At 63.6% G+C, this 18,552-nt stretch carries 18 protein-coding genes and 1 pseudogene; 14 read left to right on the forward strand and 5 right to left on the reverse strand.

The features are described from left to right. Nucleotides 1–873: a GNAT family N-acetyltransferase gene (locus NCR35_RS24585; protein ID WP_250536510.1), complete on the reverse strand. Its 873-nt coding sequence runs from the start codon at nucleotides 871–873 to the stop codon at nucleotides 1–3. A 188-nt stretch (nucleotides 874–1,061) separates the two neighbouring features. Between NCR35_RS24585 and NCR35_RS30105 the strand changes: the two are divergent. Next, nucleotides 1,062–1,154 (forward strand): annotated as a pseudogene (locus NCR35_RS30105) (PDDEXK nuclease domain-containing protein); the annotation flags it as partial. A gap of 130 nt (nucleotides 1,155–1,284) precedes the next feature. Here NCR35_RS30105 and andR read toward each other — a convergent pair. Continuing rightward, nucleotides 1,285–2,271 (reverse strand): anthranilate 1,2-dioxygenase regulatory protein AndR, encoded by a 987-nt coding sequence (gene andR / locus NCR35_RS24595; protein WP_250536511.1) that lies wholly within the window; start codon nucleotides 2,269–2,271, stop codon nucleotides 1,285–1,287. Nucleotides 2,272–2,460: 189 nt separating this feature from the next. On the opposite strand from andR, the gene andAc reads away from it, so the two are divergent. Genes andAc through catA form a run of 7 tightly spaced genes read left to right on the forward strand, consistent with a single transcriptional unit; the run spans nucleotide 2,461 to nucleotide 8,201 of the window. Continuing rightward, entirely contained in the window at nucleotides 2,461–3,732 is a 1,272-nt protein-coding gene (gene andAc, locus NCR35_RS24600; protein ID WP_250536512.1) for an anthranilate 1,2-dioxygenase large subunit AndAc, read from the forward strand. Between the two features lie 15 nt (nucleotides 3,733–3,747). Continuing rightward, the gene (gene andAd / locus NCR35_RS24605) at nucleotides 3,748–4,221 is read left to right on the forward strand and encodes an anthranilate 1,2-dioxygenase small subunit AndAd (protein WP_250536513.1); all 474 of its coding nucleotides are present in this window, start codon (nucleotides 3,748–3,750) and stop codon (nucleotides 4,219–4,221) included. Between the two features lie 10 nt (nucleotides 4,222–4,231). After that, nucleotides 4,232–4,555, forward strand: a complete 324-nt coding sequence (andAb, locus tag NCR35_RS24610) for an anthranilate 1,2-dioxygenase ferredoxin subunit AndAb (protein ID WP_250536514.1) — start codon at nucleotides 4,232–4,234, stop codon at nucleotides 4,553–4,555. Further along, on the forward strand, nucleotides 4,545–5,768 hold the full coding sequence (andAa, locus tag NCR35_RS24615; RefSeq protein ID WP_250536515.1) for an anthranilate 1,2-dioxygenase system ferredoxin--NAD(+) reductase: 1,224 nt from the start codon (nucleotides 4,545–4,547) through the stop codon (nucleotides 5,766–5,768). The genes andAb and andAa overlap by 11 nt, the downstream gene beginning before the upstream one ends. A gap of 13 nt (nucleotides 5,769–5,781) precedes the next feature. Further along, nucleotides 5,782–6,921 carry a muconate/chloromuconate family cycloisomerase gene (locus tag NCR35_RS24620; protein ID WP_250536516.1) on the forward strand — a complete coding sequence of 380 codons (1,140 nt, stop codon included), beginning with the start codon at nucleotides 5,782–5,784 and terminating at the stop codon, nucleotides 6,919–6,921. A 13-nt stretch (nucleotides 6,922–6,934) separates the two neighbouring features. Beyond that, complete coding sequence (gene catC / locus NCR35_RS24625; RefSeq protein WP_250536517.1) at nucleotides 6,935–7,225, forward strand: muconolactone Delta-isomerase; 291 nt, start codon at nucleotides 6,935–6,937, stop codon at nucleotides 7,223–7,225. 40 nt (nucleotides 7,226–7,265) lie between these two features. Continuing rightward, complete coding sequence (gene catA / locus NCR35_RS24630) at nucleotides 7,266–8,201, forward strand: catechol 1,2-dioxygenase (RefSeq protein ID WP_250536518.1); 936 nt, start codon at nucleotides 7,266–7,268, stop codon at nucleotides 8,199–8,201. Nucleotides 8,202–8,514: 313 nt separating this feature from the next. Here the strand turns inward: catA and NCR35_RS24635 are convergent, their stop codons facing one another. Together NCR35_RS24635 and NCR35_RS24640 are read right to left on the reverse strand one after the other, a co-directional pair. Next, nucleotides 8,515–9,291, reverse strand: coding sequence for an aspartate/glutamate racemase family protein (locus NCR35_RS24635; protein ID WP_250536519.1), 777 nt, complete (start codon nucleotides 9,289–9,291; stop codon nucleotides 8,515–8,517). Further along, entirely contained in the window at nucleotides 9,276–10,268 is a 993-nt protein-coding gene (locus tag NCR35_RS24640) for an ABC transporter substrate-binding protein (protein ID WP_250536520.1), read from the reverse strand. The genes NCR35_RS24635 and NCR35_RS24640 overlap by 16 nt, the downstream gene beginning before the upstream one ends. A 369-nt stretch (nucleotides 10,269–10,637) precedes the next feature. Between NCR35_RS24640 and NCR35_RS24645 the strand changes: the two genes are divergently transcribed. From NCR35_RS24645 to NCR35_RS24670, 6 genes are all read left to right on the forward strand, one after another. Continuing rightward, nucleotides 10,638–11,786 carry a porin gene (locus tag NCR35_RS24645; protein WP_250536521.1) on the forward strand — a complete coding sequence of 383 codons (1,149 nt, stop codon included), beginning with the start codon at nucleotides 10,638–10,640 and terminating at the stop codon, nucleotides 11,784–11,786. A gap of 4 nt (nucleotides 11,787–11,790) precedes the next feature. Further along, entirely contained in the window at nucleotides 11,791–13,503 is a 1,713-nt protein-coding gene (locus tag NCR35_RS24650) for a thiamine pyrophosphate-dependent enzyme (RefSeq protein ID WP_350029225.1), read from the forward strand. Between the two features lie 19 nt (nucleotides 13,504–13,522). Continuing rightward, nucleotides 13,523–14,905 (forward strand): flavin monoamine oxidase family protein, encoded by a 1,383-nt coding sequence (locus NCR35_RS24655; RefSeq protein ID WP_250536522.1) that lies wholly within the window; start codon nucleotides 13,523–13,525, stop codon nucleotides 14,903–14,905. A gap of 144 nt (nucleotides 14,906–15,049) precedes the next feature. After that, nucleotides 15,050–16,063, forward strand: coding sequence for an ABC transporter substrate-binding protein (locus NCR35_RS24660; RefSeq protein WP_250536523.1), 1,014 nt, complete (start codon nucleotides 15,050–15,052; stop codon nucleotides 16,061–16,063). 50 nt (nucleotides 16,064–16,113) lie between these two features. Further along, nucleotides 16,114–16,896 (forward strand): ABC transporter ATP-binding protein, encoded by a 783-nt coding sequence (locus NCR35_RS24665; protein WP_350029227.1) that lies wholly within the window; start codon nucleotides 16,114–16,116, stop codon nucleotides 16,894–16,896. Beyond that, nucleotides 16,893–17,810: an ABC transporter permease gene (locus NCR35_RS24670; RefSeq protein ID WP_250536525.1), complete on the forward strand. Its 918-nt coding sequence runs from the start codon at nucleotides 16,893–16,895 to the stop codon at nucleotides 17,808–17,810. Before NCR35_RS24665 ends, NCR35_RS24670 begins: the two co-directional genes overlap by 4 nt. A gap of 69 nt (nucleotides 17,811–17,879) precedes the next feature. On the opposite strand, the gene NCR35_RS24675 is transcribed toward NCR35_RS24670, so the two are convergent. Beyond that, nucleotides 17,880–18,437 (reverse strand): UbiX family flavin prenyltransferase, encoded by a 558-nt coding sequence (locus NCR35_RS24675; protein WP_250536554.1) that lies wholly within the window; start codon nucleotides 18,435–18,437, stop codon nucleotides 17,880–17,882. Nucleotides 18,438–18,552 lie beyond the last annotated feature (115 nt).

Below are 18,552 nucleotides of genomic sequence, written 5' to 3' on the forward strand. Positions count from 1 at the left end.
TCAGCCGAGCCCCTGATTGATGATGGCGAACTGTGCGACGGAGGCATCCTGCGGCGGCGTGCCGTTGCGCGCCATCTTGATGACGGTATCGACGCGCGGAAGTCCGGCGGCTGCGAGCCATTCCGAAAGACCGCTTTCGTCGGGCGTGTCGATGCGCGTGAAGCGGTCTTCGTTACCCGCGAGAAGATGGGCGATAAGCGCCTGAGCGTGGCGAATGTGCTCGTCGTCGCCGGTGATGGCAACCACCGGACCGATTGCATGACCGCGCCCGAATTCCCGGATGAGCGCGAAGCCGAGCGTTTGCCCGTCGCGTTCGATCAAGACGCCTTGCGCGACCTTCAATAGCGCCGGCAACACGGCGCTGCGATCGAAGCCGCTAGCGCGCGATGCAAGCACGACGAGCGTGGGCGTATCATGCGGTTCGATTGCGCGGATGCGTTCGCCCCGCCGCAGATCGATCGAGGGCACGCAAAAATCGGCCGATTGATGCTGATTGACCGCGCCGATGCGCCTGAAGCCGAGCTTCGTATAAAGCGGCTCGCCGGCGGGCGTTGCGTGCAACACGGTGATGCGGCTGCCGAGCGCTTCGAGCAGCAGTTCCATGAGCCTGCGCCCGATGCCTTTGCCCTGGCTGTCGGGCGCGACGATGACCATGCCGAGCGATCCGCCATCGTCGCCGTGTTTCCAGCAGAGCGCCGTGCCGACGACGCGTTCGCCGTCCTGCGCGATGAAGCCCCCGCCGGCATCGAGCACGAAGCGCCAGTCGTCGGCGCGATGCGGCCATTTGACTTCGACGGATAACGCGTGTGCAGCGGGGATGTCGGCGGCGGTGAAGGGGCGGTAGACGACAGCGGATGTTTCGACGGCGGGCACGGTATGCTCCACGGTGGAAGATGCCCGTCACTTTCGCACGCGGGGCATGCGGCGGATAGGACGATCCTGCTGAGTCACGCAGCCGGATAGTGGACGGATGCACGTGCTCGAACGATCGCGCCTTGCGTGTGACGCGCTTCCTCGATGCGGCCATCGCCCATCACATGAAAGATGGTCTCGCCGTGCCCGAACTCGCTCGGGATGCGTTGAAGGATCCATACGGTTTCGACTTTCTCGGCCTCGATGAGCACGCCCAAGAGCGCGATATTGAACAGGCGTTACTCGTCACATTGGGATTCATCGGGTCGCGATGCGAGTCCGCCGGAATTGCTGGGCCAAACGCCTATGGCGCCCGAGCGACGTCATCCTCTCGTGCTCGGACGACACGAGAGAAGGCATGATGCAACCGGTTCAGCGGGCGGCCCGCTTGCCCAACGTCTCGGACGGCAGTTCCCCGAAAGCCTCCGCATACGCTATCGAGAAGCGGCCTAGATGGAGAAACCCGCAGGCGAGCGCGATATCTGCGATACGCGCGCGAGGGCCGGCCGCCAGCAGCGCAGCGCGGGCCTGTTCCATGCGGACCTTGCGCACGAACTGCATCGGGCTCATGCCGCGCGCATTCTGAAATCGCTCGCGCAACGTACGCGGCGATACGCCGGCCGCACGTGCGATATCGTCTAGCTGCAACGGCTCGCCTGCATGCGCACGGACGAACTCTTCGGCACGCTTCACGAACGCGGGCGCGAGCGCCGCGTGCGTAACCGGAGTAACCGGAGTAATCGGAGCAACCGGCGCACTGGGCAACGAGCACGTCAGCAGATCGATGAGCAGCGCTTCCATATGGCCGGCGATCTGCCCGTTCGAGCGGGCGCTCTCGAGGAGCGCCGGTGACCCCGTGAGCGCGCGCAACTGCTGCATCCATCCTCGAAGGGCTGGACTGTCGATGGATAGGCGCGGCGACAACAGTGCGCCGGCATCGTGGCTCGCTTTGCGGAAGACGTCGGCATCCATGCGAAGCACGAACTGCTCGCAATCGGGCGACAACCACGCGTCGAACGGATGACCCGGCGCGCATAGCACCGCATTGTGTTGATCGACGTCGAGCGTCGCGTTCAGCGTGCGCACCTGGGCATGCCCGCGCAGGCAGAACATCAGAAGATAGTAGCCGTCGACGGATTCGACGTCCACGCGCATGGACGTGCCGAACGAAATGGCGCCGAGGCCGAGCCGCCCCAGCTTCACGAAATCCATGTACGCAGGTCCGCGATCCTTCCCCGATGGCACCAGCACATGCGGCTGCATCACGCGCGAGATGAGATCGCGCGTCTCGTCGAGATCGCTCGATTCAAAGAGCCGATAGCTACGTAAGGCGTCGGGCGCGAAAAGAGTCGGGGTCATGGATACGGGTAAACGCAGGTCCGCACCGGGCCGTTCGCGGCTCGCGAGACCCGATGAATAAAGCCGCCGTTTTTGGATAGTACGTGAAAGAGCGGCGCTTTTGGTGGATAGACCCGCCATTTTGTCTCTCCAAAAATGCGCTGACACCGTGACGTATCGATTACGGCGCCCCCGCACAGGAGAACATCCGTGGAAACGGCTGAACTGGTATTTCGTCCTCAAGGTCCGACCGAGTCGGACCAGGTCCACTTTCCGCGCGACGACGGCTCGCGCGTGCCCTACAAGGTCTTCAGTTCTCAAGCGGTGTACGACCGCGAGCAGGAACGCATCTTTCGCGGTCCGACGTGGAACTTCGTGGCGCTGGAAGCCGAGCTCCCCAATGCAGGCGATTACAAGAGCACGTTCGTGGGAGATACACCCGTTGTCGTGACGCGGCTCGAAGACGGCGGGCTCGCGGCATGGGTGAACCGCTGCGCGCATCGCGGCGCGTCCGTGTGCCGCAAAGCGCGCGGTAACGCGACATCGCACACCTGCGTCTATCACCAGTGGAGCTTCGACAACAGCGGCAACTTGCTCGGCGTGCCCTTCAGGCGCGGCCAGAAGGGCATGACGGGGATGCCCGCCGACTTCGACCCGAAGAACCACAGCCTTCGCAAACTGCGCGTCGACAGCTACAAGGGCCTCGTCTTCGCCTCGTTCAGCGACGACGTTGCGCCGCTGCCCGATTATCTCGGCGCGGAAATGCGCCCGTGGATCGACCGCATCTTTCACAAGCCGATCGAGTATCTCGGCTGCACGCGTCAGTATTCGAAGTCGAACTGGAAGCTGTACTTCGAGAACGTGAAGGACCCGTATCACGCGAGCATGCTGCATCTCTTTCATACCACGTTCAACATCTTTCGCGTCGGCATGAAGGCACGTTCGATCCCGGACGCGACGCACGGCCTGCATAGCATCATCACCGTGACGAAGACCGGCGAGGATACGTCTGCGGCATACAAGCAGCAGAACATCCGCTCATTCGATGAAGGCTTCGCGCTCGAAGACGATTCCATTCTCGGCCTTGTCTCCGAATACGAAGAAGACACGACGAACCACATTCAGCCGATCTTCCCGCAACTCGTCATTCAGCAGATTCACAACACGCTGGTCGCGCGACAGTTGCTGCCGAAAGGGCCGAACAGCTTCGAACTGATCTTCCACTTCTTCGGCTATGCCGACGACACGCCCGAGCTGCGCGCGCTGCGTATCAAGCAGGCCAATCTCGTGGGTCCTGCCGGCTATATCTCGATGGAAGACACCGAAGCGACCGAGCTCGTGCAGCGCGGCACCGTGCGCGATGCGGATGCGACGTCGGTCATCGAGATGTCGCGCGGCAATCCCGATCAGCAGGACACGGTCATTACCGAAAGCCTGATCCGCAAGTTCTGGGTCGGTTATCAGAAACTCATGGGCTATTGAGCGGCGAGGCGACGCATGGAACAGATGAAGCTGTGGTTCGAACTGCGCATGTTGCAGGACCAATACATCAACGCGCTCGATAACGACAGGCTCGAAGCGTGGCCGACGCTCTTCACGGAGGACTGTCTCTACGAGATCGTGCCGAAAGAGAACGCGGACATGGGCTTGCCGGTGGGGATCATCCATTGCACGAATCAGAGGATGCTGCGCGACCGCGTGGTTTCGCTGCGTCACGCGAATATCTACGAAGAGCATAGCTACCGGCACATGACGTCCGGGCTTACCGTCACGCGCGACGAAGACGGCGTGATCGAAACGGAAAGCAACTACGTGGTGATTCAGACGCGCAGCAATGGCGAGTCGAACGTCTATCAGGCGGGCCGGTATTTCGACAAGGTCGTGCGCACGGCAGATGGCCTGCGCTATCAGGCCAAGCGCGTGATCTACGACACGTCGCGCGTGCAGACGCTGCTCGCCACGCCGATTTGAGGAGCGGAACATGGAACAACTGACGAATGCATGGCACGCCATCGGCAAGCTCGACGACTTCACAGAAGGCGAGCCCTCGGCGGTCGTCGCGAACGACAAGCCGGTGGCCGTGTTCCGTATCGGCGATGAAGTCTTCGCGCTGCACGACCTCTGCACGCATGGTCACGCGCGGCTGTCAGAAGGCTTCGTCGAAGATGGGTGCGTGGAATGTCCGCTGCATCAGGGGCTATTCGATATCCGCAGCGGTGCGCCGCGTTGCGCGCCGGTCACCGAAGCCGTACGCAGCTACCCGATTCGCATCGTCGATGGACGGGTCGAGATCCATGTCGAGTAAGCCCTACGTGATCGTCGGCGCCGGACATGCCGCGCGCCGTGCGGCCGAAACGCTGCGATTGCGCGATGCGGACGCGCACATCGTGATGATCGGTGATGAGCGTGCCTTGCCCTACGACCGGCCTGAACTCTCGAAGGCCGCGCTGCTGTCGGAAGAAGGCGAGCGCCGTATCTTCATTCGCGATGCAGCATGGTACGACGCGCAACGCGTCGATATGCGGCTCGGTATGCGCGTGGAGGCCATTGATCGCGCGACCAAACGCGCCGTTCTGAGCGATGGCGCGCGCATCGAATACGAGCGTTTGCTGCTGGCGACGGGCTCGCGCGTGCGGCCGTTTCCGGGTCATGTCGATGAGGGCGTCAAGCTGCACTATGTGCGCACCGTCGATGATGCCCGCGTGTTGCGCGCGGCGCTGCAGCCGGGCGCACGCGTGGCGGTGCTCGGCGGCGGCTTTATCGGGCTCGAAGTCGCGGCTTCTGCGATCAAGGCCGGTTGCACGGTCACGCTCGTCGAGCCTGCGGAGCGCTTGCTGATGCGCTCGATGCCGCGCGAAGTGGCCGACTTCCTGCATGCGCTGCATCGCACGAAGGGCGTGGACATGCGGCTTCGCACGAAGCCTTTGGCGGTGAGGCGCGGCGCGCAGCACGCAATCGTCGAGACCGATCGCGGCGATATCGATGCGGATATCGTGGTGGTGGGTATCGGCGTCGTGCCGAACGCGGAACTCGCGCAAGCGGCGGGGCTCACGGTCAACAACGGTATCGTCGTGGACGAGCAATGCCGGACCGATGATCCTTCGATCTTCGCGGCCGGCGAGGTCACGATGCACTTCAATCCGCTATTGAAGCGGCACGTGCGCGTCGAATCGTGGCAGGTCGCAGAGAATCAGCCCGCCATCGCGGCGGCCAACATGCTCGGCGCAGAAGAGCGCTACGCGGAAACGCCGTGGCTGTGGTCGGATCAGTACGACTGCAACGTGCAAACGCTCGGCATCTTCGATGCGTCGCATACGATGATTCTGCGCGGCGATCCGTCGGCGGGTTCGTTCTGCGTGCTTGCGCTGGATGGAGCCGGCGCGCTTGCCGCCGTCGCCGCCATCAACGCGGGCCGCGAATTGGGCGCGTGCAAGCGGCTGCTCGCGGCAGGCACGCTGCTCGACATTCATACCTTGCGCGACACGGCTGTTTCCTTGCGTGCGTTGCTCAATGCATGACAGAGAGTAGAGAATGAATCGTACGATCAACATCGAACGCATAGAAACGCGCCTCGTCGACTTACCGACGATACGCCCGCACAAGCTCTCCGTCGCCACGATGCACGGGCAGACGCTGATGCTCGTCAAGGTGTTTTGCAGCGATGGCGTCGTGGGCATCGGCGAAGGCGCGACCATCGCCGGCATGGCCTATGGGCCGGAAAGTCCCGAGTCCATGAAACTGGCAGTCGATGCGTACCTCGCGCCGGCTGCTATCGGCCGCGACGCCACACGCATACAGGCATTGATGGCGCATCTCGGCAAGCTCGTAAAGCTGAACCACTTCGCCAAGAGCGCGCTGGAAACGGCGTTGCTCGATGCGCACGGCAAGCGCCTCGGCGTGCCGGTGAGCGAACTGCTCGGCGGCCGCCGCCGCGATCGTCTGCCGGTCGCATGGACGCTGGCTTCGGGCGATACGGCGCGCGATATCGCGGAAGCCCACACGATGCTCGAAACGCGACGCCACAACATCTTCAAGCTGAAGATCGGCGCCAAGGCCATCGAGGACGATATCGCGCACGTCGCGGCAATCAAGCGCGAACTGGGCGATGCCGCGGCCGTGCGCGTCGATGTGAACATGGCGTGGAGCGAGACGCAGGCGGCGCGGGCTATTCCCGCGCTCGCGGATGCAGGCTGCGAGCTCGTCGAGCAACCGGTTGCCTCGCCGGCCGCTATGGCACGCCTCACGCGCCGTTTTCCGGTTGCATTGATGGCCGATGAAATACTTCAGGGACCGGACAGTGCGTTCGAGATTGCGAAGAACGATGGCGCTGACGTGTTCGCGATCAAGATCGAGCAGAGCGGCGGTCTCTTTGCGGCGCAGCGCGTGGCCGCTATTGCCGATGCCGCCGGCATCGAACTGTATGGCGGCACGATGCTCGAAGGCGCCTTCAGCACGGTGGCATCGGCGCATGTGTTCTCGACTTTCGCCAACCTGCAGTGGGGCACGGAATTGTTCGGCCCCTTGCTCATGACCGAGGAAATCTTGACGAAACCGCTTGAATACAGCGATTTCGAACTGACCGTACCCAACGGCCCGGGCCTCGGCATCGAACTGAACGAAGCCGTGGTCGAGCGCTTCACGCGCGATGGCCTCATGAAAGTCACCCGTTGAGAGGACAAGAGTGATGCTGTTCCATGTGCGAATGGATGTGAATATTCCGGCTGACATGCCTGCTCACGTCGCCGACGAGATCAAGGCGCGAGAAAAGGCCTATTCGCAGGGGCTTCAGCGCAGCGGCAAGTGGCGTCACATCTGGCGTCTTGCCGGAGAGTACGCCAATTTCAGCATCTTCGATGTCGAAAGCAATGCCGAGCTGCACGAGATTCTCACTGCGTTGCCGCTCTTCCCCTACATGAAGATTTCGGTGACGCCGTTGTGTCGCCATCCGTCGTCCGTGAGAGACGACGACGCTTGAGCATCAAAGACAAATTCCCATACGAACGGAGACATAAATCATGAGCGTCAAGGTATTTCAGAGCGATGAAGTGCAAGGCTTGCTGAAGGCGGCGGCGAATCTCGCGGGCGAGGGCGGCAATGCGCGCGCGAAGCAAATCACGCATCGCTTGCTGAGTGATTTGTTCAGGGCGATCGACGATCTCGACATGACGCCCGACGAGATCTGGGCTGGCGTCAATTATCTGAACAAGCTCGGTCAGGACGGCGAGGCAGCGCTGCTCGCGGCGGGCCTCGGACTCGAGAAGTACCTCGACATTCGCATGGATGCCGAGGACCGGGAGGCGGAGCTGAACGGCGGCACGCCGCGCACCATCGAAGGTCCGCTGTACGTGGCCGGCGCGCCGGTGCGGGATGGCGTCGCGAAGATCGACCTCGACGCGGATGAGAACGCGGGTCCGCTCGTGATTCGCGGCACGGTCACGGGGCCGAGTGGCAAGCCGCTCGCGAACGCTCTCGTCGAATGCTGGCATGCCAATTCGAAGGGCTTCTATTCGCACTTCGATCCGACTGGCGCACAAAGCGACTTCAATCTGCGTGGCGCGGTGGAGACGGATGGCGAGGGCAGATACGAATTCCGCACGCTGATGCCAGTGGGTTATGGCTGCCCGCCGCAAGGTTCGACGCAGCATTTGCTCAACGCGCTCGGCCGGCATGGCAATCGCCCCGCACATGTTCACTTCTTTGTGACCGCGGACAACTGCCGCAAGCTGACGACTCAGATCAATATCGAAGGCGATCCGTTGATCTGGGACGACTTCGCTTATGCCACGCGGGAAGACCTGATTCCGCATGTCGTCGAAAAGACGGGCGGCAAAGAGCTGGGTTTGAAGGCCGACGACTATAAGGAAATCGCGTTCGACTTCAGGCTAACGCCGCTCGTTCACGGCAAGGACAATCAGATCGTGCAGCGAAACCGGGCGTCGGTTGAGGCGTGACGGGCCGATCAAGAACCCCTGCCTTGCGCTGGGGTTCCGCTCTTTGCGTCGGTAGGCGTGCGGCGTCTATTCATGTCCGGACAGGCGCCGCCTTACTCCAACGTGAAGGTCGCTAACAAGAGTTGTAATGCATCATCGGTCGCTGCTTGTGCCGCATGCCGATCTGCATGAAAGTCCGAGGCCGCCTAATGCGGTCGACAGCCCCCCGTAAAGGAGGCGGACGCTCCAAACTTCAATAATGCGAACGTCGGTCGCATTCTTTGAACGGCCGCTCATCACCGGCCATGCCATTTCTCTCGCGTATTCCACTCAATCAAACATTCGAAGCGCCATCGTCGATTCGTTTCCCAAATACACGCGGCCGCAGCCCTGCATAGAACCATTCGACGAGGCTCACCACATCGAAGACCGGCAAGCCGAAGCTCTCGGCGATTAGCGCCGAATACGGCGCAAAATTGGCACACTCGTTGACGATCGCGCCCACTGCGGGATGTTGCTCAAGTAATCGGCCTGCACAATCGAGCACGTCTTGCGCTTGCTCATCGAAGCTCACGCGCCCCGCATCGTTCAACTGGTTTTGAAAGAAACATGAAGTGTCGGGCAAGCCAGCGACGGGCGTGGTCGGATCGGCATGCACGGCGACAAAGTGCGCCGCCGTCAGCGCCGACGACTTCGCGGTGAGCACGCCCACACGCCGATTGCCCGGCAACACCCTCGCCGCAAGCGGAATCTGCAGCAGGCTCGATGTTGCGACGGGCACCTTGCAGCGTGCCGCAATCTCGTCCTGGAACGCGGCAAGAAAACCGCAACTGGTCGCGACGCCATCGACGCCGAGACGCGCGAGCCGGTTCGCAGCATCGACGAAATGGTCGATGAGCGGGCTAGCCGCGCACCTGTCTCCCGCGGCGGCCGCCATCACCATCGGGCCGGTTACGCCTTCCATCAGCGCATATTGCACGGGAAAGCGCCACGTTGCGCCGTGACCGATATCGCCGGGCAAGCGCGCGAAGCCGGTGTCGAGCATCAGGATGCCGATGCTCACGCCATGCACGGTGCGAGGGCGCGCCGGCTCCATCAGTTGATGAAGCATTTGCAACCTGCAAGCGAGGGCGCGATTGGAAGACCAAGCGCCGCCATCTTCGCGCGATTGATGATCGCGACATAATCCTGAGCCTGCGGCCGATAGACCGCCAGCGCGGAGGGCTTCGCGCCATGCAGCATCTGCACGGCGAGATTTGCAGCGTGTGCGCCCTGCGATTCGTAGGACGGCGCATAGGCCACAGTAACGAGATTGCCCTTCCTGATGAGCTCGTGCTCGGCGCTAAGAATCGGCGTCTTCATGCGATCCGTCACTGATGCAAGCGCGGGCAGCGCCGATTGCACGAGATTTGATCCGATCGCGTAGAAAAAGCCGACGCGCGCCATTGCGGCGGCGCGCTGCGGCACGTCGATGGTCGCATCGACCGACGTGGCAATCATCGTCAGCTTCGCGCGCGCAGCGGCAGTCTTGAGACTCTTCACCGCTTCGACATCGTTCACTTCGCCCGCGTTGTACAGTACGCCGAACGATACCGCCGCCGGGAAGACGCGCTTCGCGAAAGCGAGCACGGCATCGTAGTCGGTGACCGTCGCGGTGCCGACGATGCGATCACTGCCATGCGCCCAGTCCGGCACGAGACCGGCGGCGACCGGATTCGTCACCTGCGCGAAGACGAGTGGGATGGAACGGTCCGGCACATTGCGCACCGATGCCTGCGCAACCGCCGTCGTCACCGTGAGGATGACAGCGGGATGCTTCGCGACGATCTGCGCCAGCGATTGCGGCACGAGGCCGGGCGTGAAGTTGGCGTCGCTATAGACGTATTCGGTGTTACTGCCTTCGACATAGCCTTGCTTCGCCATTTCGTCCTTGAAACCGGCGATGGTGCGCGAGAGCGCGGGGTGCGGTCCGAAGTTCGCGATGCCGATCACGGTGCGCGTCTGTGCACACGCATTACCCGTGTGCAGCAACGCCACCGAGAGCGCGAGGCCGCACAGCTTGCCCGTCAATCCAGGAAGAAAACGCATGCCGAATGCCCGAAGAGTTGGGTGCTTGCGATTGTGCGAATAAAGGCCCGCATGAGCGAGCCGACAAAATAAACAAACCCGAATGCCTATGTAATTGGCCGCGTGCCCTCGCATTGCGGGCGCATCGCCTGAAAGATGCACGTTCGAAGCGTCTCGATGCGGGATTTCACGCACGTTCGATGAAGCGTCGAAGGCAGGCGTGAGTCAAGCGAGCCTCAAATGAAGGATTTCGGTTCTAAGTTTTTTTATCGGATTGCCGGTTCGAGCGGCGGTTTCTAGTCTGCGGGGCGTGGCATTCAGCCATGCACTGCCGCTGCCTATCAACGCCCGACCTCACCACGCTCACGACCGCCTGAACGAGACGAGAACATGAAACGAATCTGCTCCACCATGCTGCTGCTTGCATCGGCCACCGCCGCACATGCGCAATCCGCGCCCGCCGACAGCAGCGTCACGCTGTACGGCGTGCTGATGGAAGGCCTCATCTACACCAACAATTCGCTCGCCGGAGCGTCGCTCTCGACGGCCAATGGTCCGAGCCGCTGGGGCATGCGCGGCGTCGAGAATCTGGGCGGGGGCTTGAGCACGGTGTTTCAGCTGGAAGGCGGCTTCGATCCGAACTCCGGAACATCAGCGCAGGGCGGTCGGGAATTCGGCCGTCAGGCTTATGTGGGTTTGCAGTCGAAGGACTACGGCACGATTACCTTCGGCCGCCAATACGACGTGACGCAGGACTGGCTCGCGCAATATTCGGCGGCATACATGTGGAACGGCTATGCCGCGACCGTTGGCGACAACAATAACTTCAACTTCCAGTTCCGCACCAACAACGCGGTGAAGTACGTGTCGCCGAATTATCGCGGCCTGCAGGGCGCGGCGATGTACAGCTTCGGCGGCGTTGCGGGCAGCTTCGGCAATCAGAGCGCGATGAGCTTCGGCCTCAACTATGGGAATGGCCCGCTGACCTTGTCGGCGGCGTACATGCACATGAACCATCCGGCGATAGCATCGAGCGAAGGGCTTTGGAACACGGCGCTGTTCGCGTCCATCTCCCCCGAGTCGCCGACGCTCGCGCTCGCGGTCTCGCCATCGAGCATGGAAATCTACGGCGCGGGGGGATCGTTCGTCGCGGGACAGACGACCTTCGGTCTGGTCGTCACGCATAGCCGATACGACGATCTCGGCGTCGCCGAACTGGGCCTTGCCAACGCACGCGCGGGCTATACGAACATCGAGGCGAACGTGAGCAGGTATATCACGCCGGCGTATCAGCTCTCGTTCGACTACACGTACACCTTCGGAAAGGTGCAACCCACGGATTTTTCTCCGAAGTATCATCAGTTCTCGCTGTTCAACAACTACTTCCTGTCGAAGCGCACCGCGCTTTACCTCGACGCCATCTTTCAGCTCGCCGCCGGCGATGCACAGCACGCGAACATCGAATACGCGAGCAGCGGCGGGGCATCGACGAGCAAGCGCCAGCTCGCGGTGACGGCGGGCATTTTCCACCGCTTCTGACCGCGTGAGCGATATCCCGCGCCCCTCCCGGAGAGACGCTTCCTTGCCCAACACCCTTTCGCCAGCGCCCCGCAGTGGGGCCGCGATATTCGCCGACGCATTGAGGGAATTCGAGGTGCCCGTCGTGACGTTCATTCCCGGCGAAGGCATTCTCGAACTCGTCGATGCGCTCGCCGTGCGCGCGCCCGCGATCCGTCTCGCGAGCTTCCGGCACGAAGCCGGCATGGCTTACGCCGCACAGGCCATCGGCCAGTCGAGCGGCCAGCCCGGCGTGTGCCTCGCGGCGCGCGCGCCGGGCGCGTTGAACGCGACGCTCGCCCTTCACACCGCGCACACGGACAGCGCGCCGCTCCTGATGATTGTCGGGCAGGCGGACATGCAGTACGCCGAGCGCGAGGCCATGCTTGGCCTCGGGCATTTTCATCAAGTGTTCGGCCCACTGACGAAATGGGTCGGACTGATCGAATCGGCGTCGCGCATTCCGGAGATGCTCGCGCGAGCGTGGCATATCGCCATGTCGGGACGTCGCGGGCCGGTCGTTCTCGTGCTTCCCGAGAACGTGTCGCGCGAAATGGCCGATGTCGCCGATCTGCCGCGTCCGGCGACGATCGCCGCCGCGCCCGCAGCGCAAGACCTCGCGCGCTTCACGACGCTGCTGGCCGAGGCGCGGCGGCCGCTCCTGATCGTCGGCGGAACGGGCTGGCAGGCCGCGTCGCTGCAAACGCTGACAACGCTTGCCCGCGCGCACGGCGTGCCCATCGCGACGACCTACCGCCGCCGCGATCTGATCGATCACGACGATGCCAACTTCGCGGGCGAGATCGGCCTCGGTATCGATCCTGCGCTGGCGGCGCGCATCGGTAAGGCCGATTGCATCGTCGCGTTGAATGCGCGTCTCGGCGAGCTCAACACGGTCGGCGCGGGCGCGTTCAGCGGCTTCACGCTGTGGACGCCGCCGCGTCAGGCCAACGTGCTGGTGCATGTTCATGCCGATGCCAGCGATCTCAACAATGCGTATCGCGCGGACCTTGCGATTCCCGCCGATGCCGACGCCTTCGTCGCCGCATGGGCCGCCGCCGCAAATGCGCCTGCTCCGGACGATGAACGCATCGCATGGGTCGGCGCAGCGCGTGCAGACCGTGTCGCGTTCACCCAGAGCGGACGATGTCCCGGTCCGCTCGATCTGCGCGCGGTGTTCGAATCGCTCGATGCCGCGTTGCCCCGCGATGCGCTCGTCGCGTCCGGCGCTGGCGCCTACGCGCTGTGGCCGCAGCGGTATTTGCGGCATCGCCTGCCCGGCACGCAACTCGGTCCGAAAAGCGGAGCGATGGGCTACGGCCTATCCGCAGCCATCGGCGCCGCGTTGCTCGATCCGGCGCGGCGAGTGGTCGCGATCGCCGGCGACGGCTGCTTCATGATGCACGCCGAAGAACTGGAAACCGCCGTGCGCCTCGGTTTGAACCTGCTCGTGATCGTAGTCAACAACCGCGCTTACGGCGCGATCGGCAACGCGCAGCGGCGGCTCTTCGACCGCGCCACGGGCACCGCGCTCGGCGTCATCGATTTCGCCGCCTTCGCGCAGTCGTTCGGCGCGCGCGGCGAAGCCGTCGACAGCACGGAAGCCTTCGCGCCGGCGCTGCAGCGGGCGTGGGCATCGAGCGGCGTATCGCTGATCGAATTGCGCGTTTCCTCCACTGTGACCAGGCCCGTCGATTGACGGCACTTCAAGGCAAACGATGAATCACTCTCTATCCGGCGGGCACGTCGCCGTGGTCGGCGCGGGCATCGCGGGGCTCACGGCCGCTTACCGGCTGAAGCAGGCGGGCGTACGCGTGACGGTGTTCGATGCGCAGAGCGTCGTCGGCGGACGCATGGGCGACCGGCGCAGCGGCGATCTCGTCTACAACAGCGGCGCGCGCCTCGTCTATCCGTTCGGGCAGGCTTTCAATCGTCTCGTCGACGATCTCGCGTTGCACGATGCGCTCGTGCCGCTGCATCGGCTGACCGCGCAGTGCAAGTCGCCACAGGGCGAGCACACTATCGAACTGATGCCGTCGCCGCGCTCGCTCGCGACGCCCGGCCTGGCCGCCGGCGAACGCGTGCGCCTCGTGGCTCACGCCATCGCGATGCTGCGTGCGAAGAAGCAGGTCGACCCCGACTGGGCGACGAGCGCGCTCGCCGTCGATGCGCGTCTCGACGACATGACACTCGCCGCGTATATCCGCCAAACGCTCGGACCGAACGTGCTCGCGCGCATGGTCGAGCCGGTTTTCCGGGCGACGCGTAGCTTCGATCCCGAAGAGTTGTCGGCGCTGTTCTATGTATCGACGGTGCCGCATATGGTCGGGCAGAGCACGGTGAACACGCTCAAAGGCGGCATGGGCCGCCTCTGCCACGCGCTCGCAGCGCAACTGGATGTGCGGACGGGCACGCCGGTGCGCAAGATCAGGCGTCGTGCGGATGGCGTCGAACTCGCGCTGCAGAACGGAGAGCTGTTCCGCGCGGACTTTGCGGTGTGCGCGGTCGAGGGGTCGCTCGCGAAGGCCATCGTCGATAGCCCAACGCAAGCCGAAAGCCGGATGCTGGATGCCGTGCGCTACAACTCGCTCGGCGTCGTTCACTACGGTTTTTCAAAGCCGCTGCCGCCGATGATGCAGTTCGCGATGCGCGGCCTGCCGGGACGCATCGCCACGTATCAGCAGTTGCCCGCCGCGCCGGCGAGCGGGCGGCCGCTCACCCAGATCTACTGCCAGCTCACGCCCGAAGCCGCACGGGAGGCCGTGCAGCGCGGCGTCGAACATGAACTCGACGTCCTCATACGCGATGAATTGCGCGCCTACATTCCCGACTTCGACCGGCATGTGGTAGCCGTCGCGAATCAGTGGATCGCGCGCAAGCTGCCGGTGTTTTCGCCGGGCTACGGCGCGCGCGTGAATCAGTTCTGGCGCTGGCAGGAGCAACGCGCGAACGAGCGCTCGGAAGAGAGCGCGCCGCCTGTCGTCTATTGCGGCGACTGGCTGTCGCAAGCGCTGCTGACGGGCGCCTGCGCGAGCGGCGAGCGCGCCGCGCGGATTCTCATCGAACGCATGCGCGCAGCCGTGCCGCGCGTGGCCGCCTGAAATATAGGCAAAGCGGCGCGAGTTGTAGCGAAACGGCAATTGCACCGCCCGCTTTAATGTCGCGCAAATCAACGGTGATAAAAATACCGTCGAGCCGCCGTCCGCTCCCGTCGCGGAGCGCCGAACCCGATACCGGAACACACCATGAAAGAACGCTTCAGCACGAGCGCACGCTCGACGAACCGCACGTTGTCGACAGCACTGGGCGCATTCTGCGCGGCCGTGTTCGCCGTGACCGCGCTGCCGGCCGCGGCGGACCCGACCGTCATCGGCATTGCCAACCTCGGGCCGCATCCGTCGCTCGAAAAGACCATCGACGGCTTCAAGCAGCAGATGGCGAAGGAAGGCTATGTCGAAGGCAAGAACGTGAGCTATGTCTATAGCGACGCCAACTTCACGCAGGCGCTGATGCCGCAGATGTTTTCGCAGATTGCCGCGAAGCATCCCGCGCTCATTCTGACGGTGACGACATCGGTATCGCAGGTGGCGCGCTCCGCAGTGCCCGATGCGAAGACGCCGCTCGTCTTCACTGAAGTCACCGATCCGGTCGCGGCGGGCCTCGTGCCGGGCTGGAAGCAGGGCGGCGATCGCTTCACGGGATCGTCGGACCTGCAGGATTTCGATGCCGTGCTCGCCTTCGCCAAGAAGGCGTTCCCCGGCGTGAAGTCGTTCGGCACGCTCTACAACCCCGGCGAGGCGAACGATGTCGTGACGACGAAGGCGCTCGAAGCCGCGGCGCAGCGCGCGGGACTCACGTTCAAGGCCGTCAGCGTCGATACGGTCAACGACATCACGCAGCGCGCGCAACTCTTGAAGGGCGTGGGCTTCGTGTACATCACTGGATCGAATCTGGTGCAGTCCGCCATTCCCGCCGTCGCCGCAAGCATGCAGCGCCTGAAGATCCCGGTCCTGAGTTCGGAGACCGAGTTCATCAAGCGGGGCATGGCGACCGCGTCGTATGCGGTGTCGCTGGAATCGGTCGGCGCGAATGCCGCAAAGCTTGCGGGCCGCGTGCTGAAGGGCGAGAAGACATCGGCGTTGCCGCCCGCATTGCCGACGCAATCGGACTACGTCACGCAGATCAGCAAGAGTCAATATCAGGCGCTGGGGTTGACGGTGCCCGCCGCTTTCGAGGATTGCAAATGCTTCATCAACTGAACGGACGCCACCGGGCCAAGGTAACGACGATGCGCGAGCGCCACATTCCCATGCTGTCGGCCGAGAAAATCTGCAAGACATTTCACCCGGGCACCGTGGATGAGCGCATCGCGTTGTCGGATGTATCGCTCAAGCTGTTCGCTGGCGACTTTGCTGTCGTCGTGGGTGGCAACGGCGCGGGCAAGTCCACTTTCCTGAATCTGCTCGCGGGCGAAGTCACGCCCGACAGCGGCGCGATCGTGATCGACGGGCGGGACGTGACGCCGCTGCCCACGCACAAGCGCGCGCGGCATATTGCGCGGGTGTTTCAGGACCCGGCGGTCGGGACCGCCGCGGCGCTGAGTCTCGAAGAGAATCTCGCGGTGGCGAACCGGCGCGGCCTCAAGCGATCGTTCGGGCTCGGACTCACGAGCGCGTTGTCGAAGGAATTCTGCGACCGTATGGCGTCGTTCGATCTCGGGCTGGAAAAGCGCCTGAAGACCAAGGCGTCGCTGCTTTCGGGCGGCCAGCGTCAGGCATTGTCGCTGTTGATGGCCGTGCTGCAGCGCCCCGAACTGCTGCTGCTCGACGAACACACGGCCGCGCTCGATCCGCGCACGGCGGCCATCGTCATGCGTGTGACCGAGCAGGTCGTGCGCGAGCAGAGCCTCACGACGATGATGGTCACGCACAACATGCAGCACGCCATCGACTTCGGCAATCGCCTGATCATGATGCGCGACGGACGCATCGTCGGCGATTTGAGCGGCGACGCCAAGCGCGCGATGACCATCGAGAAGCTGATGGCCTACTTCAACGAGGAGCCGGCGACGGCCTTGACGGTGAACGCATGAACTTCCTGAGCGGTTTTGTCGATCTGGTCCCGGTCGGCCTGATGCAAGGGCTGACCTATGCGTTGATCGCGATTGCGATCATGATCCCGTTTCGCATCCTCAACTTTGCCGACATGACGGGCGAGGGCGCGTTTCCGTTCGGCGCGTGCGTGTGCGCGAAGCTGCTGATGCTCGGCCTCGATCCGGTGATGGCCCTGCTCGGCGGTGCGCTGGCGGGCTTTCTCGCGGGAGTCGTCACCGGCTATATCCACGAGAAGGCGAAGGTCAACACGCTCCTATGCGGCATTCTCGTGTTGTCGATGCTCTACTCGATCGATATCCGCGTGATGGGCCAGCCTAACGCCGCACTGTTCGCGTTCCCCAGCGTGTTCTCGTGGCTTCCCGGTGATGGCGGCGGCTATCTGCCGCGTATTGCGATGCTCGGCGTGATCGACGTGGCGATCGCCGCGTGCGTCTTGTGGTTCCTCGGCACGGAGCATGGACTCGCGATGCGCGCGATCGGATCGAGCGCGTCTATGGCGAAGGCGCAGGGCATCAACGTGAAGGTGTACACGCTCGTCGGGCTCGGCCTGGCGAATCTGTTTGCCGCGATGGGCGGTGCGATGCTCGCGCAGAATCAGGGGTTCGCCGATGTGAACATGGGCTTCGGCGTGCTCGTGAACGGACTCGCTGCGCTGCTGCTCGGCGAGGCGGTGATCGGCAATCGCTCGATGACGCGGCAGGTGATCGCGCCGGTCATCGGCTCGATCATCTACTTCCAGTTGATCTCGGTCGTGCTCGCGCTCGGGTTCCAGCCGTCTGACCTCAAGCTCGTGACGGCGCTATTCGTGCTCGGCACTTTGCTGTCGATGGCGACGCGCAAGAAGCGCGGCGCGTCGAAGAAGAAGCTGGAGCCGGTGGGCGCGAAGGTCTGACGCTGCAAACGTTCCAGAAAAAAAGGGCCGCCCGGAAGATTCGAGCGGCCCTTTTGCATTGCGCCTCGATCAGCGCAAGCCTTGCCAACGTGCGTAGGCGTGATCGTCGTTGAGGCCGAACTGATCGATCACGCGCTGCACCGTGTAATCGACCAGTTCGTCGATGCTGCCGGGCTTCGCATAGAACGACGGCAGCGGCGGCATGACGACACCGCCCATCTGCGTCACGAGCGTCATGTTGTTCAGATGCGCCAGGGTGAGCGGCGTTTCACGCGCGAGCAGCACCAATTTGCGCCGTTCCTTCAGCGTGACATCGGCTGCGCGCGTGACGAGGTTGTCGTCGAGACCGTGCGCGATGGCCGCAAGCGTCTTCATCGAGCACGGCGCGATGACCATGCCGTCATGCTGGAACGATCCGCTCGCGAGCGTCGCGCCGATCTCGTTCGGCTCGTGCCACTGGTCGGCGCGCGCACGCATTGCGTTGCGATCGAGCGCCATCTCGTCGTGCAGCGTAAGCCATCCGGCGCGCGAGACGACGAGATGCGTTTCGACCGCGCGTTCGCGCAGCGCCGCGAGCAGACGCACGCCATAGACGGCGCCCGTCGCGCCCGTGATCGCAACGACGATACGGCGCGGGCGGGGGGGGCGCCTCCCCCCCCCCCCCCCCCCGCCGGGGGGCGCTTGTTTTTTATCACCATCGGTTTCCCCCCCCCCAAATCCATTGGGTTGGCCACGGGCTAGG

Origin of the sequence: Caballeronia sp. AZ10_KS36 (assembly GCF_023631105.1) — a bacterium.
Classification (GTDB): Bacteria; Pseudomonadota; Gammaproteobacteria; order Burkholderiales; family Burkholderiaceae; genus Caballeronia.

Bases quoted from the DNA above. Each gene is read 5' to 3' on its own strand.
- andR (WP_250536511.1), bottom strand. From the start codon at position 2,271: ATGACCCCGACTCTTTTCGCGCCCGACGCCTTACGTAGCTATCGGCTC.
- andAd (WP_250536513.1), top strand. From the start codon at position 3,748: ATGGAACAGATGAAGCTGTGGTTCGAACTGCGCATGTTGCAGGACCAA.
- andAb (WP_250536514.1), top strand. From the start codon at position 4,232: ATGGAACAACTGACGAATGCATGGCACGCCATCGGCAAGCTCGACGAC.
- andAa (WP_250536515.1), top strand. From the start codon at position 4,545: ATGTCGAGTAAGCCCTACGTGATCGTCGGCGCCGGACATGCCGCGCGC.
- NCR35_RS24620 (WP_250536516.1), top strand. From the start codon at position 5,782: ATGAATCGTACGATCAACATCGAACGCATAGAAACGCGCCTCGTCGAC.
- catC (WP_250536517.1), top strand. From the start codon at position 6,935: ATGCTGTTCCATGTGCGAATGGATGTGAATATTCCGGCTGACATGCCT.
- catA (WP_250536518.1), top strand. From the start codon at position 7,266: ATGAGCGTCAAGGTATTTCAGAGCGATGAAGTGCAAGGCTTGCTGAAG.
- NCR35_RS24635 (WP_250536519.1), bottom strand. From the start codon at position 9,291: ATGCTTCATCAACTGATGGAGCCGGCGCGCCCTCGCACCGTGCATGGC.
- NCR35_RS24640 (WP_250536520.1), bottom strand. From the start codon at position 10,268: ATGCGTTTTCTTCCTGGATTGACGGGCAAGCTGTGCGGCCTCGCGCTC.
- NCR35_RS24645 (WP_250536521.1), top strand. From the start codon at position 10,638: ATGAAACGAATCTGCTCCACCATGCTGCTGCTTGCATCGGCCACCGCC.
- NCR35_RS24655 (WP_250536522.1), top strand. From the start codon at position 13,523: ATGAATCACTCTCTATCCGGCGGGCACGTCGCCGTGGTCGGCGCGGGC.
- NCR35_RS24660 (WP_250536523.1), top strand. From the start codon at position 15,050: ATGAAAGAACGCTTCAGCACGAGCGCACGCTCGACGAACCGCACGTTG.
- NCR35_RS24665 (WP_350029227.1), top strand. From the start codon at position 16,114: ATGCTGTCGGCCGAGAAAATCTGCAAGACATTTCACCCGGGCACCGTG.
- NCR35_RS24670 (WP_250536525.1), top strand. From the start codon at position 16,893: ATGAACTTCCTGAGCGGTTTTGTCGATCTGGTCCCGGTCGGCCTGATG.